The sequence below is a fragment of the Acidipila rosea genome (genome assembly GCF_004339725.1).
Classification (GTDB): domain Bacteria; phylum Acidobacteriota; class Terriglobia; order Terriglobales; family Acidobacteriaceae; genus Acidipila; species Acidipila rosea.
On record NZ_SMGK01000001.1, the window covers coordinates 654,924 to 670,249 of the forward strand.

Genomic DNA, 15,326 nt, shown 5'->3' on the forward strand with positions numbered 1-15,326 from the left:
AGTGAGCGAAGAAATGCGGTGCAAAAGAACGGGCGGGAAGTTCAGCCGTTCTGCGACGGAACCTAATTCTCCGCCTTCAGCTTTCACAAGGAGGGGTCGAGCAATCCCGGCTGACTATTCGATCCTTAGTGCGGTGACTGGATTGATGGACGCAGCTCTCAGGGCAGGTACGATGCTGGCGAGAAGGGCGCAGGCGCCGAGCGCAGTGACTGCTACCGCGAGAGTCAGCGGGTCCCAACCCTTTACCTGGTAAAGCTGGGCTGCAATCAGCCGTGCGCATCCGATCGAAACTGGGATGCCGATCATCAGACCTATAAGGACCTGCAGAAATGCTCCCCGAAGCACGAGGCGAACAATGCTGATTCGGTTTGCACCCAGCGCCATGCGAACGCCAATCTCACTCGTGCGCCGCTCAACCATATAGGCTGTCACTCCATACAGTCCAACTGCGGCCAGGATCAGCGCCAGAACTCCGAAAAGCCCCGTCATCTGTGCAACGGTGCGTTGCTGGTCAAGCCTGTTCGCAACCTGTTCCTGCATGGTCTGGATACTGATGATGGTTAGATTGGGATCCACATCCGCGAAAATGCGACGTACCTGCGGCTCCACACCAGTCATGCTTCCACGTAACTGCAACACTACGCTTTGTATGAGGTGCGTACGATCATCGATCATCTGCATCATCGGTGTGTTGTAGTGCACATGCTGCGCGAGAGGCACAAAGAACAAGGGCCTTTTCCAGTGACCGCTGGGATCGGTGTAGTTCGCATCGCGCACAACGCCCACAATCTCAAAGGTTCCGCTGTATTGCACTTTGTCCAGGCCAAAGTGCGTACCAATTGGTTCCTCTCCCTTTTTAAAGAACTTGCGTACAAAGGATTCGTCGACGACTGCGATATTTTGCGTAGCCGCTGTGTCCTGCTCGGTGATGCTGCGGCCGCGGAGAATATGTTCTCCCATCAGTTCAAGATAGCCCGGGCTGACGTGATCCCACGAGGAACCCTGATCTTCACTCACGTTAGGAGTGCCATGCCCATCGCGAACTATCATTTCGCCCCAGTTATCAGTGAATGGGGTGTAAAGCGCGAGGGCTGCATGCTCTACTCCTGGAATATGCGAGAGTCGGTCCTGCAACTCGCGATAGGTTGCGTCCAGTTTGTCTGAAGAGTAGCTGGAGAACGGTGTATTGACAGTGATACTTACACGATGATCTATCTCAAAGCCAAAATCCTGGTGCTCCATCTTTTGCAAACTTCGCGTGAGGAGTCCAGCCCCGGCGAGCAGGACAATGGAGAGAGTCGCCTGCACCACCACCAGAATCTTCTGCGGCATCGCAGAACTGTCACGTGTGCTGCGATTAGCGCCTCTCAATGCTTCAGCAGGGTTGTTGCGTGAGTTCAACCAAGCCGGCACGGCGCCGAAGAGCAGCCCCGTCACCAGCGACAAGCCAAATGCAAAAGCAAGAATTGGCAGCGAGGGAGAGGCATCGATCGGCACAAAGTGAGCGCTATGAAAAGCGAGCGCGACAATGACTTTCACTCCCAAATAAGCGATCAGCATCCCAGCGGCTCCGCCGAGCAGGGAGAGGACGACGCTTTCAGTAAGAGACTGACGCAGGAGCCTTTTTCGTGAAGCTCCGAGCGCGAGACGAACCGAGGTTTGCGAGCTTCGTGCTGCTCCTCGCGCCAGCAGTAGGTTTGCGATATTTGCACAGGCGATTAGTAGTACCAAGCAGCAGACACTGAGGAGAATTCGCAAACTATCGGCATATCCCTCCCTCATTTCTCCTACTCCGGAGCCTGCCGATATCAGTTTGATGTTCTGCTTGGGCAGCATCGCCTTGATCTGTGGCAGATATTCCTTCATGTCTGTGGTAACAAAATCTGTCACCAGCCACTGTCGCAGAATAGAGGTAAAACGCGAGTCAAGTCCTGCGATAGTAGCTCCAGAGTGCAGTCGCCCAATCACACGCAGCCATGCGTTCGTCTCCTTCAGAATGGAATCTTTTCCTAGGAGCAGCGGTTCTTGCTGAATTGGCACAAACAGTTGCGGCGGATCGCTGCGCAACGTTTCCCCATAAAAACCCGGAGGCGTAATTCCGACGATGGTGAAGGGATGTCCATCGAGCATAAAGCTTGAGCCGATGATCCTGGGATCCGCACCATATTCCTGTTGCCACGCGCGATAGCTGAGCATGGCTGCTGACGGAGCCGATTGCTGATCGTCAGCAGGCGTCAGTGTTCTGCCTGTAAAAGCACTCACTCCGAAGGTAGCAAAGTAGTTTCCAGAGACGAACTCGCTCCGTAGTGGCTTTGCTTGCTGATTCGTTCCACTGCGTCGTACGCTGAACTGCGATCGGCCCGCCTGGAACGCCGCGAGCTGATCGAATTCTGGCGCTGCATCCTTGAATCGCTGATAAAGCTGATAGGAATACATCCCCCAGTTATCCTGAGGGCCACCTTCTACGCAGCAGTCATTGCCTGCGCCAACGCGAAAGAGGGTGGATGGATCGGCGACCGGCAGCGACTTCAACATCACCGTGTGGATGAGCGAAAAAATTGCCGTCGTTGCACCGATGCCCAGCGCGAGCGTAAGCATCGCAGTCAGGGTAAAGATGGGCGAAAGCCGCATTTGCCGCAAGGCGTAGGAAATGTCTTGGCGCAGAGTCTGCATCATGTGTCTCTGACGACCAATACGGCAAAGAAGGGAAGATGGTTCCCTGAATCACAACTTGTCTTTCTGCGCTATTCTGAGCGCCTGACATCTGCTTGCTAGGTCAGGCCAGGGTCAGCTCGATCGACTTCGCGCCTGGATCGAGCTTTACGATCCGAAAGCTGCAGACCTGCCCGATTCGCAAGGATTCGGGTTGAGGTGCAACAGGTGCTGAATTCCCCTTCCAGCGAGCTTTCAGCAGAGAGGTCAAGGAAGTCAGGTCCGGCTTGCCTTCATTACTTTTCGTCTCCGCGACTACCGGAGCGCTCGCACCTATCTGGCACGTTGCGCGAACACCTTCGCCGAGTTCTACTGTTGCGAGTCCCGAAGCCTGATCGACGATGCGGCCAGAAACAATGTCCCCTTCGTGGTGTTCCACCAAATACTCGTCAAGCCCGGTGGGGATAAGCTGCTTCATGCTCAGCTTCACTTGCCGCTTTTCGGTATCGATAGCAAGCACCTGCGCCTTGACTACCTCTCCGGTTTTCACGGCATCCTGGGGATGATTGAGGTGTCGGTCGGCACTGATCTCGCTAATGTGCACAAGCCCCTCGACGCCTTCCGTTAACTGCACAAATGCGCCGAATTTCATCAGCCGCGTTACAGGGCCTTCGATAGTCGAGCCCACCGGAAATCTCTGAAGCACGTCGGCCCAGGGATCCCCGAGCGCCTGCTTCAGTCCGAGGGAGAGTCGCCGCTCATCCTGATTTACTGACAGGATCACAGCGTCGACTGTGTCGCCTTCCTTCAAAAGATCGCTCGGCTTCCGAACTTTCTTCACCCAGGACATTTCTGAGACATGGATGAGACCTTCGATTCCCGGCTCCAGTTCAACAAACGCACCAAAATCCATCAGGCGTGCAACCGTTCCGGTGACGCGCTGCCCTATCTTGTATTTCTCCGCGACGACATCCCAGGGATGCGCCTGCAGCTGCTTAAGGCCCAGCGAAATGCGTCTGCTCTCTGGGTCGATCTTCAACACCTTCACCTGAAGCTGCTGTCCAGCGGAGAGAACCTCTTCCGGGTTGTTCACGCGGCTCCAGGAGATATCGCTCACATGCAGCAGCCCATCGATCCCGCCAAGATCGACAAAAGCGCCATAGCTGGTAATGCTGCGAACCTGCCCTTTCACCACATCGCCTTCCTTCAGTTCGGAGTACCGGCTCTGTTCAAGGGAGCGCTGCTCTTCTTCTGCAATCACGCGGCGATCCACGACCACATCTTCTTCGGCTGCGTCAAGCTTGATAATGCGGCAGGTGATCTCCTGTCCGACAAGCTTCTCCATCTCGCCTGCATCTCGCGCGCCACTGCGAGAGGCCGGCATAAATGCGCGCACGCCGACATCGACGCTAAGACCGCCTTTCACCACGGCAGTCACTGTACCGACAATGGCTGATTTCTGAGCGAAGGCTTCCTCGAGCGAAGACCAGTCCGTTGGCTGCGCTATCTTCAGGCGCGAAAGCTCGTAATAGCCCTCTGCGTTGCGGCCTTTCACTGAGACAGGAAACTTGTCCCCCTGCACTACACCGCTGGCATTGTCGCTGAAGGAGCTGCGCAGTAGAACGCCCTCTGTCTTGAATCCGATATCCAGGTAAACCGAGTCGGCCGAGATAGACACAACCGTCCCTTCCAGCTGCTTTGCTCCGGCCTCAGTCTTCTGGCTCTGTTCAAACTGCGAAAGTAGCTCTCCAAAAGACTCGGTTGGCTCAGTGGTGGCTTCAGAAGTGGGTACAGCGGGCAGCAGGGTTTCCGGCAGGTTGGTGTTTTCCATGGCGATATACCATTTTGGCACGTGCTGCGGGCGGAGGAAAACCTCACCTTCGATAGTTTCGATTTGCGCCAGCGGCTGATGCCTGCGCAGCCATGGCCTGAGGCAAGCGCCTCCCGTCAGGATTTCCTCACCCATCGCAATTACTATGAGCAAAGACCTCCCATGACCGATACAAATTCTCTCCCTCCTGAAATTCTTGTCCACATTGCTCAAACTCTCGGGCTCCCCATGCGCGGCATTCTGGCCGTCATCGAGTTGCTCGACCAGGGTGGAACCGTCCCTTTCATCGCCCGCTATCGCAAGGAGGCGACGGGGAATCTGGACGAGGTCCAGATTCGCAACATCGAGGAAAAGCGTGCCTACTTCAGCGAACTGGTGGAGCGCCGCGCGACCATCCTTTCTTCCATTGCCGAACAAGGCAAGCTGACAGAGGAACTCAAGACACGCATCGAGGCCACTCTCGACAAGAGCGAGCTCGAAGATCTTTACCTGCCGTATCGGCCCAAGCGACGCACCAAGGCGACTATCGCTCGTGAAAAGGGTCTGGAGCCCCTCGCGCGTTATATCTGGTCGCAAGAGACCTCTGCCGATTCGCTGGAGAGTCTCGCTGCTGGCCTTGTGAATGCTGAACTTGGCGTCTCCACGGTGGACGAAGCGTTAGAGGGCGCACGCCACATCATTGCTGAATGGATCAGCGAAGATGCAGACCTGCGCAAGGCCCTGCGTCAGCTCATGTTCGAGGAGGGCGTCGTCATCAGCCGCAAGGCCGTTGACGCAGTAGATGAGCAGGAAAAATTCAAGATGTATTACGAATACAGGGAGCCGGTGAAATCGATTCCCTCGCATCGCATGCTGGCCATCCGCCGCGGCGAAAGCGAAAACATACTTTACTTCCTCATTGAGCTCGAACAGGAGCGGCCACTTGCTCTGATGCGAAAACACAGCCTGCACCGGCAAGGTGATTGGACCGCAAATCTCGAGCTGGCAATCGAAGACTCCTGGCAGCGCCTATTGAATTCCTCTATTCAGGGAGAGGTTCGCTTTGAGCTGAAGAAGCGTTCCGATGCAGAGGCGATTCAGGTCTTTCGTGACAATCTCTATAACCTGCTTCTTGCTCCGCCAGCCGGTCCTATCTCTGTTCTCGGCATTGATCCCGGCCTCCGCACAGGATGCAAAATCGCTGTCGTAGATGAAACCGGCAAGCTTCTGGCTCATGATGTAATTTATCCCCATACCTCGAAGAACGGTATTGCCGAGGCCGCCAGAAAAGTCGAAGCACTGCTTCAGAAGCACACCATTCGCGCCATCGCCATCGGCAATGGTACAGCTTCCCGTGAAACTGACGCCTTTGTCCGCGACTTCCTGCGAGAAAAGGGAATCCAGGACATATTTTCCGTCACCGTCAGTGAGTCAGGTGCCAGCGTCTACTCCGCTTCTGAAATCGCCCGCCAGGAGTTTCCTGATCTTGACCTGACCGTGCGTGGCGCCATCTCCATTGCTCGCCGTCTACAGGACCCGCTTTCCGAATTGGTGAAGGTCGACCCCAAATCCATCGGCGTGGGCCAGTACCAGCACGATGTAGACCAGCGCCAACTGCAGGAGTCGCTGGAGAGCGTAATCGAGAGCTGCGTCAACCGCGTCGGCGTAGATCTGAATACTTCTTCCTGGACGCTGCTGCGCTACATCGCCGGCATCACAGAGCGTACCGCGCTGAACCTCGTAGCTTATCGCGATCAGCACGGACGCTTCCGTTCGCGTACACAAGTGCTCGAGGTATCGGGCATCGGCCCTAAGACCTTTGAGCAGGCTGCGGGCTTCCTCCGCATTCGCAATGGAGACAATCCACTCGACATGACGGCAGTTCACCCTGAGTCTTATCCTGTCGTGGAGCAGATTGCGCAATCGCTGCAGGCGCCTGTTGAGGAAATTATTCGCAATCCTCAGCTACTTGAACGGCTCGATCGCAACCAGCTTTCTGCAGGCTCATTTACTCTGAACGACATCCTCGAGGAACTCCGCAAGCCAGGACGCGATCCGCGGGACACATTCGTGGCGCCCATTTTCCACGATCAGGTCCGCGAAATTTCTGACGTGCAAGAGGGGATGGTCTTAGAGGGCGTCGTGACTAACGTGACAAAATTTGGTGCATTCGTCGACATCGGAGTGCATCAGGACGGACTGGTTCATATAAGCGAACTATCCGATCGCTTCATCAAGGAGCCGTCTGAAGCGGTTAAAACCGGACAGATCGTTAAGGTCAAGGTGCTGAGCGCCGATACGAAAACGAAGCGAATTGCGCTGTCCATCAAGGCTCTCCTTGCACCATCTTCACGTCCGGCTGCGAAGTCCAGTAAGCCTGCTCCAAAACCGCAACCAACACTGAATGAAAAGCTGTCTGCCCTTTCTACGAAGTGGAAGGTGCGATAACGCTCTCAGTCTGAGCGCCCAGTCAGTTTCATCTACAAGCCTTACGGCCAGGAGCGGTCCCACCGTTCCTGGGCGGCTCCCTTTGTGCTAAGCGAGGAGCTCCTGATTTGTTGCCATTCATGCTGTGTGGGGAGCCACAGCTACTCCTCACTTCCATCCCTGGCTATTAAGTCTTAACGGACCAAGAATGCCTGATGGCTGCGGGCGAATATCCTGCTCATCCTGAGGCGTAAAGCGCTCGCCATAACGGCTGTTCAGCAGTCGATAGTCGGGTCTGGCCTTTCCAGAGAGAGCATTGATCGCTGTATTCGCGACAACGATTCTGATATCGTTCGCTCCAGGTTTCAGCAGGTGCTTTACATCGATGTTGAAAGGGCTCGTCCACACAGCGCCAGCGAGGGTCCCGTTGATATAGACAACGGCCGCATCGCGGAGCGGCGCATCGAGCCACGCTTGCATGCCCGGCTGATGAAGTTGCGTATGCTCGACCGGCCTGCCTTTCCCAAAATCCAGCAGGATCTTCCGCGAATTCCCCAGAAAACTGGCGGGCACATTTACTTCTCGTGTGTAAATTGCTGTTCCCGAATAGTAGAGCGTGTCCGGCGAGTCCGTCCACGAACGGAGCATCGGCATTGTCATTGTCTGGTGGGAGCCTGAAAAGTTAATGGTCCAGCCTGTTGCAAGATCAATCGGCGTAGCGGATGTAGCAAATCTTCTTTCAACTGCTGCCGGTGTGGAATCATCTGTGAAGACCAGCACTCGCGACTCGTATGGTGCAAGATTTAGATCCAGTGCGTTGCCATCTGGCAACGAGTGCGACTTTCCCGTAAATGGATCCCACGCTTCCACGTGCTTCTCGTGCGATTGGAAAGAAGCGCGAAAGCGATGAGGAACGTTATCGGTGTTCGCTAGGAAGTAGATGTCCGAGTCTGCCAACTTGCGATGAATAAATCCCACTTGAGGGATTTCAGGGGTGAGGGTTACATCCGGCGGAAGCACCCGACGCAAGGTGCGGCCCAGTGCATCTGCGCTGGCCAACAACTGCGCACCCTGTAGATGCTGATCGAAAAGTCTGAGGGAGAGATCGCGCACGGATGCGGAGTCGCGTTGATCTGCGACCCTGCCGGGCGCCATCTGGGGAGCATGCCCGACGGCGATTACAATGCCCCCATTCCGCACGTACTCTTCTATCTTCCGATAGGTAGACAGCGGCAGCCGCTCAATCGCTGGCATCACCAGCAGCGGATAGGCAATCCCTTTTTTCGCGATGGCTTCGGAGTCGATAAAGTCAAAGCCGTAGCCGGAGTCAAGAATCTGCGCCACAAGATTCTCTCCGAGCAGAGAGTCCATCTGCTCGCTGACTGAAGTATGCCCAGGTGAGAAGTGCGCCATGGCATCTTCCTCGGGCAGCAGAACCGCTACCTGGTTGGCAGGGCTGCCTTGCCTCATCAGGTAGCTCATCCTTTGAAGGTATTGCGTGATGTAGGGCATCACGATCCACCATGGATTGTGGTTGTTGAAGACCGCGGCCGCGTAGAACGACCAGCCCGGATCGCCTGCGCTTGGGGGCGAGTAGGGCCAGCCATGACCCACCAGTTGATTGACGCCCTGCAGGAAAAAGGTGTCAGCCTCTGCCTTCATATCGAGTGGCGTCGCACGAAAGGGCGGCGAGTGCAGCCACGTCCATGTTTCGGCTGAAGTGATCGGTCTGCCGTAGATATGGCTCGCAGAGGTCGCCCATCTTGTAGTCGAAAATGAATGCCACTGCGAGCCTTCACCCTCAGGCAAATCGACGATGGAGTTGCTCGATAGCGTAACCGCCGGAGTTCCATATGTCTGGGAGCGGAAATGCGTATGATGCTCGCGCGCCCAGCTGTTGATGGTCGCCAGGTAGTTTTCGTCGATCAGTTCATTCAGTGTCCGCGCCCAGTCATATCTCAGGTCTGCAGCCGCAGCACCATGTCCAAACACCATCTCCGGGAGGTAAGGTGTCAAATCGTAACCGCGTCGGTTACGAAATTCGGTAGGCAGGTCGGTCGTCCAGTCCGTGCCATAGACTTCGAGGCTGTCGCTGAATACAGATGCCGGCGGATCATTTCCAAAAGCCCGGAGCAGGGGCTCGCCAACTGTCTGCAGGTGAGTTTCGACCGCAGACTTGCTGAAGTGATCGAGCACAAATCCCTCTGCGCCTGCGGCAGCCCGTTTGACTATCTGTCCGGTGCGACTCGCGATGAAGAAGGCTACAACCTGCGCCGAGTTGGAAGAGGGAAGAGCGAGCCGTGCCCCGTCCGGTAGCTGAAGCCGTCGCCAGGCAGCATCTTCATAGTTCTCGCGTGTGCCGTTCGCAACAAAGGCCGCAAGCAGCTTTTCACCGTTCCGCACCGATGGGATCGCAATGGAACTGCTCTGCGCGGGCACGTCGGCAGTAACTACGCGCAGTTTGCCGGCGGCATCTGTGATCGGTACATTCGGGCCGCCATAGGGCCAGCCGCTGCCCAGCGTCAGCGCAATCCGCATTCCCAGCGCGTGCGCTCGTGTCGCAGCGAAGCGCACGGCATCAAGATACTCTGGGGAAAGAAAGGTGAGGTTCTTGAAACCAGTCGCAGGATCATCCAATTCGAGCGGATAGACAGGCTGCAGCTCAACCCCTCCAATTCCTCCCTGCTTCATCGTCTCTAGTTCACGTGCCAGTTCGTCCTTCTTCACCGCGGAGCCAAACCACCACCACCTCATCATCACCTTCGCGTCCTCCGGAGGATGAGCGAATCCCTGCCGGACGGCCTTAAGCGTTGCAGGCCTCGCAGTCTGGGCATGGGCAGGCTCGCAACAGCAGCTTAGGAGCGCAAGCGACACAAGCGATATCTGTGCAGCCCGCGACCACCAGTACTTTCGCCCCGCCACTCCACGAAGAAATATTTCGACGATCAATTGAGCTTTTCCTCCAGCCGCAACATGGTATCTGACCGATTGGGGCATTAGGAAATAATCTGCCTAATGAAAAATCACTCCTTCTATCCCCACTCGTCCGCTTCAATAAGCGTGCGTGCTAAACTAACTCCCTCTCATGACCAGATTCTTCGATCGCGCCATCTCGTTCCGTTCTGCCTCCTTATCCGCTCTCGCCCTCTATCTGCTTTTCTGCCATTCTGCGGCAGTTACTGCCCAGCAGCCACCTTCTACTGCAGTAGGCATCGTCTCGGCAGCGCAGGCAGGCCCGCAGACGGCCGACCAGCAGGGCCGCACGCGGCTTCCAATGGAGGTCCAGAAGAGCATTAGCTTCCGCGAAATCGGGCCTGCCATTTCTGGCGGACGCGTCACCGCTGTTGCCGGCGTACCCGGCAAAAGCGAGGTGTACTACGTGGGGGCCGCCGATGGCGGTGTCTTTCGCACCACCGATGGCGGCGTCACATGGAAGGCGCTCTTTCAGCACCAGAGCGTTGCTTCCATAGGCGCGCTGGCGGTTGATCCCGTGAACCCTCAAGTGATCTGGGCCGGTACCGGCGAGGCCAATATCCGCAATGACGTCTCTTTCGGAAACGGCATCTATAAGTCCACCGATGGCGGAACGCACTGGAAGCATATGGGGCTTGATGGCAGCTTCCAGATTTCCCGCATTGTCATTGATCCTCATCATCCGGACACTGTTCTCGCCGCCGCCATGGGCAGTCCTTGGGCTGATAGTGCTGAGCGCGGCATCTATCGCACCACCGATGGCGGCGCCACCTGGCGCAAGGTTCTCTACATCGCTCCTGCTGTCGGCATATCCGATCTCGCGATGGACCCTGCTAATCCGCAGGTGCTTTTTGCGGCTGCGTACCGCTTCCGTCGTACTCCGTGGAGCTATTCCGATGGCGGTCCTGAAGACGCCATTTATAAATCAGTCGATCAGGGCCAGAGTTGGCAGCGACTCAGCGGCCACGGCCTGCCCTCGGGGCCCGTTAGTCGCATAGGTCTCGCGGTTGCGCCCAGCGCTCCGGGTGTTGTCTACGCAGTGATGGGTGCGAATGAGGGCACGCTTTGGCGCTCCGAGGATGAAGGCGCTCACTGGACTCTCGTCAGCAAAAACGAAGAGGTGGATGTGCGCCCGTTTTACTTCTCCCACATCGCCGTTGACCCGCACAACCCTGATCACATCTTTGCCCTTTCCAACGACCTCATGGAGTCTAGAGACGGGGGCAAGACCTTCGCCACTATCGCAAAGCAGATCCACGGAGATCACCACACTATCTGGATCGATCCGGATGGTACCGGCCGCATCATTGAGGGGAACGATGGCGGGGTGGCGTTCTCCGGCGACAATGGCGGACACTGGCAGTTTCTGCACAACCTCGCCATCGCGCAGCTCTACCATGTCAGCACCAGCAACCAGCGGCCCTATCTCGTCTGCGGTGGCCTGCAGGACAACAGCGCCTGGTGCGGTCCTGGCCGCAGCAAGAACTCCTCAGGCATCCTCGACCGCCAGTGGTTTGATCTCAACGGGGGAGACGGCATGTATGCCATCCCTGCGGTGGACAATCCCGACCTCTTTTACAACAGCACGCAGAATGGCGCCTTCATGATCTTCGACCGTGCGGCGGAACAGGTTCATGACATCGAACCCTACCCGCGGGATTTCGCCGGCGACGGCGTTGCTAACCTGCCCTATCGGTTCGCATGGAACGCAGGCTTCGCGGTCTCACCATCTAATCCTCGCGTGCTTTATGCGGGTGCCAACGTCGTTTTCAAGAGCGAAGACCGTGGACGTACCTGGAAGCCGATCAGTCCGGATCTGACCCGCAACGACAAGTCCAGGCAACAATCCTCTGGCGGCCCGGTGATGAAGGACAACTCCGGCGCTGAGGTCTTCGATGCCATCCTACGCATCACACCCTCCGCAAAAGACCCCAAGGTCCTCTGGGTCGGCACGGATGATGGTCAGGTCCAGCTCACGCGCGATGGGGGAGCTACATGGACGAACGTCACCTCTCACATTTCCGGTCTGCCGCCCTGGGGGCGAGTGGAGTCCATTGACGTCGCACCTGATGCTCCGGGTGATGCCTTGATCACCGTTGATCGCCACTTCAGCGGGGACTTCAAGCCTTACATCTACCGCACTGCTGATTACGGTGCGACGTGGCAATCCGTCAGCGGTGATCTGCCACAGGTCTATGCACATGTCATCAAGCGAGACCTGCACAATCCGCATATGTACTACGCAGGGCTTGAAAATGGCCTCTATGTCTCCTGGGACGAGGGCACCCATTGGTACCTCTTCGGCCTGGGATTGCCCAATGCGGCAGTCTACGATCTCGCACTGGTACCGCAATCGAACGATCTGGTGGTTGCCACCCACGGACGCGCCGTGTGGATTCTCGACGACCTCACCCCATTCCAGCAGTTCTCCGCTCAAGCAGCCCAAAGCTCACCTCACCTCTTCGCACCTGCCGACGCTCTGCGCTTCTGGCCCTGGTCGCCGGTCGAGGCGTTGGGAGACGGTGCCTTCTACGGCAAGAACCCTGCCTATGGAGCACAGCTCGTCTACTACCTTTCCCATGCTGGCAAAGCTCCCGGCCAGCTTGTCATTACCGATGCTGAAGGTCATGTGGTCCGCACGATGAAGGGGCTGCATGAGCCCGGCGACGGCGAAAACCCTGCCGAGGAGGACGAGGTGCCACCTGCGGCACAGGTGGGGCAGGCAACGCAGCACTCCGGGCAGCGGCCAGAGCAGCAGGAGGCCACCCCGTCCCATGCCGCACCGGCCACGCAGACAGCGCAGCAGCTTACCCCATCCAGGGAATCCGCTACCGCGGAGTCTGCCGCCGACACTCAAACCCGGAGCCCCTGGGTCCCGGTCAAGCCTGGCCTTCAGCGCATTTACTGGGATCTACGCGCCGACGGGCCCGTACGCTGGGAGGCCGCGCCCGATTTCAACAAGGGGCCGCAATCCGGCGCACTGGTTCCACCCGGCAACTACACTGCCACGCTTTCTGTTGACGGCAAGACCAGCTCGACCAGAATCACGGTTGTCAACGATCCTTCCTCGCATGGCACTCAATCTGAGATGGAAGCACGATTTGAGGCTACCCAGTCCGTTCTTCACCACATCTCTCAGCTCGATCTCATCCTTAACCGGCTGGACGCAATCCAAGCCCAGGTTAACGCGCTGCAGCTTGCAGTAAAGGGTACGCCCGAGGAAGCAGGCATCAAAAGCGCCGTCGAAACTCTCGAGAAGCAGAGCAAAGCGGTTCAGTCGCAGATCACCAGCAACGCCGGAGCCGCTGAGTCGACCTTGCGAAAGCCAGACCAACTTCGTGAGCACCTCTTTGCTCTCGACGGGACGCTTGAAGGTGCCGATGACGCACCCACGGCTGCCATCCTCGAGCAGAAAAATATGTTGGAGCCTCAGTACCGCTCCGCTCTCGAGAGATTCAGCCAGTTTATTCAGGTCGATCTGGCTGCATTCAACCGCGCCATGGCGGAGCACAAACTCACAGGAGTCGTCACCGGCAGCGCTCTCCAGCCATAAAGCCGCGCACGTTCACTCCGCGGCCCTCAGCACCCAGCGCAGCCTGACGCACGACGCCGTCCGGAGGCGCTGGGACATAACCGCGCCTGTTTTTGAGATAAGAGAACGAGCGACTCACTGCGTCTTTACGGAATCGGAAGGGTAGCTTCAATGCTCCTACGAAATGCGCACAAACTCCACATTTGGATAATGCGCAGGCGCCGACTGAACGAAGCAAGTCGCGCTTATCGAGTCCAGATCATTGATTTTTAAGTGAATTAGAAAGGTATGGCGGAGAGACAGGGATTCGAACCCTGGATACCTTGCGGTATACACGCTTTCCAAGCGTGCGCCTTCAGCCACTCGGCCATCTCTCCGCGCTCTTTTCAAACTATCACAATCCGAGCCCGGAAACTGCTGTAACGTATTCTCGTGGACACCGTGATTCATCCGGAGCGCTCCCCGGGAGTGGGCGGAGAGCTCCGTGCGCTTCTCAGGCTGGCCATACCCGTTGCCTTGTCTGAAGTTGGCTGGATGACCATGACCGTGGTCGATACCGTCATGGTCGGCGGTCTTGGCCCTCGGGCGATCGGCGCCGTGGGGCTTGGGAATGCTATTTACTATGCTCCGTCTCTCTTTGGCATTGGGCTGTTACTTGGTCTGGATACTCTGGTGGCCCGATCCTGGGGCGCAGGCGAATATGACGACTGCCATCGCTCGCTGGCTCAGGGGGTTTACATTGCAGCGGCAATATCACCGCTGCTTATGCTCCTGATCTTTGCGATAACCCCATGGTTCAGTTCGCATGGCGTAGACCCTGCCGTAGCCCGGCTGACCCGCTCTTATCTCTTTACGCTGAACTGGGGCACGTTGCCGCTACTCGTTTACGGCGCTTTCCGACGGTACCTGCAGGGGGTCGGCAGCGTTAAGCCGATCGCGTTTGCCCTGATCTCCGCCAACCTGGTCAACCTGGCCGGAGATTGGCTTTTGATCTATGGCCGCATGGGCGCTCCGGCTCTGGGAGTACGCGGCTCTGCGCTTTCCACGTGCTTTGCACGTGTCTATATGGCTGCGGTGCTGATCGGGGCAGCCTGGCTTCATGAGCGCCGCCGGGGTCACGGTCTCTTCTACCACTGGCCCCGTCCGGACTGGCGTCGTCTCCACGCACTCTTCCAGCTTGGCCTACCAGCCTCCTTTCAGATCGTGCTGGAAGTTGCGGCCTTCGGGACAGCTACCATCTTTGCTGCCCATCTTGGGCCCATCCCCCTCGCTGCCCATGAGATCGCCCTCAACTGCGCCGCCTATACCTACATGGTGCCGCTTGGCATCTCCTCGGCTGCGGCCGTTCTGGTTGGGCATGCCATGGGTGCAGGTGACCCGCAGCGCGCACGCCGGGCAGGATGGCTGGCCCTTGCACTTGCCGTCTGTTTTATGGCCTCCACGGCTGTGCTTTTTCTGACGGCGGCCCGGCCCATCATCCACATCTACACCTTCGACCCCCGGGTGGTTGCGGCAGGAGTGCCCATCCTTGCCCTTGCCGCAGCCTTTCAGATCTTCGATGGAATGCAGACGGTAGCCACTGGAGCCCTCCGCGGCGTCGGCGACACCCGTATGCCCATGTTTGCCAACCTCATCGGCTACTGGATCATCGGCCTGCCCGTAGGTTTGATCCTCTGCTTCGGCTTTCACCGTGGCTTGTCCGGTCTCTGGTCGGGACTCACCTTGGCGCTGGTGATCATCGCTGCCATTCTGGTTCGCCGTCTGGCGCGGCACTGGCAAAAGCCCTGTTCCATCGCGTAGTTTTACGCCTCATCCTTTTGGCTGATCTTTTTTCTTGACAACCGTTATTCGGGTTCTTTATCTCTTTGTGCGGTTCGGCAATAGTCCATTTGGGGGACTTCTATGTAAGCGATTTCTCGATTCAAGCAATCG

6 protein-coding genes and 1 tRNA gene are annotated in these 15,326 nt (G+C 57.3%); 3 read left to right on the forward strand and 4 right to left on the reverse strand.

From position 1 onward, the window contains the following. Positions 1 to 114: 114 nt before the first annotated feature. Positions 115 to 2,676 (reverse strand): ABC transporter permease, encoded by a 2,562-nt coding sequence (locus C7378_RS02730; RefSeq protein WP_243648015.1) that lies wholly within the window; start codon positions 2,674 to 2,676, stop codon positions 115 to 117. A gap of 100 nt (positions 2,677 to 2,776) precedes the next feature. Continuing rightward, on the reverse strand, positions 2,777 to 4,636 hold the full coding sequence (locus tag C7378_RS02735; protein WP_243648016.1) for a 30S ribosomal protein S1: 1,860 nt from the start codon (positions 4,634 to 4,636) through the stop codon (positions 2,777 to 2,779). A gap of 9 nt (positions 4,637 to 4,645) precedes the next feature. On the opposite strand from C7378_RS02735, the gene C7378_RS02740 reads away from it, so the two are divergent. Continuing rightward, on the forward strand, positions 4,646 to 6,910 hold the full coding sequence (locus C7378_RS02740; protein WP_131991442.1) for a Tex family protein: 2,265 nt from the start codon (positions 4,646 to 4,648) through the stop codon (positions 6,908 to 6,910). Between the two features lie 147 nt (positions 6,911 to 7,057). Here C7378_RS02740 and C7378_RS02745 read toward each other — a convergent pair whose 3' ends face one another. Beyond that, positions 7,058 to 9,838: a glycosyl hydrolase gene (locus C7378_RS02745; protein WP_243648017.1), complete on the reverse strand. Its 2,781-nt coding sequence runs from the start codon at positions 9,836 to 9,838 to the stop codon at positions 7,058 to 7,060. 136 nt (positions 9,839 to 9,974) lie between these two features. On the opposite strand from C7378_RS02745, the gene C7378_RS02750 reads away from it, so the two are divergent. Further along, positions 9,975 to 13,415, forward strand: coding sequence for a WD40/YVTN/BNR-like repeat-containing protein (locus C7378_RS02750; RefSeq protein WP_131991446.1), 3,441 nt, complete (start codon positions 9,975 to 9,977; stop codon positions 13,413 to 13,415). Positions 13,416 to 13,683: 268 nt separating this feature from the next. Here C7378_RS02750 and C7378_RS02755 read toward each other — a convergent pair. Continuing rightward, positions 13,684 to 13,771 (reverse strand) — tRNA-Ser (locus C7378_RS02755). A 55-nt stretch (positions 13,772 to 13,826) separates the two neighbouring features. On the opposite strand from C7378_RS02755, the gene C7378_RS02760 reads away from it, so the two are divergent. Further along, entirely contained in the window at positions 13,827 to 15,194 is a 1,368-nt protein-coding gene (locus C7378_RS02760) for an MATE family efflux transporter (RefSeq protein ID WP_243648018.1), read from the forward strand. Positions 15,195 to 15,326: the final 132 nt, after the last annotated feature.

What these genes read in the sequence shown, in the direction of transcription:
- C7378_RS02730 (WP_243648015.1), bottom strand. Translation starts at nt 2,676, where the DNA reads ATGATGCAGACTCTGCGCCAAGACATTTCCTACGCCTTGCGGCAAATG.
- C7378_RS02740 (WP_131991442.1), top strand. Translation starts at nt 4,646, where the DNA reads ATGACCGATACAAATTCTCTCCCTCCTGAAATTCTTGTCCACATTGCT.
- C7378_RS02750 (WP_131991446.1), top strand. Translation starts at nt 9,975, where the DNA reads ATGACCAGATTCTTCGATCGCGCCATCTCGTTCCGTTCTGCCTCCTTA.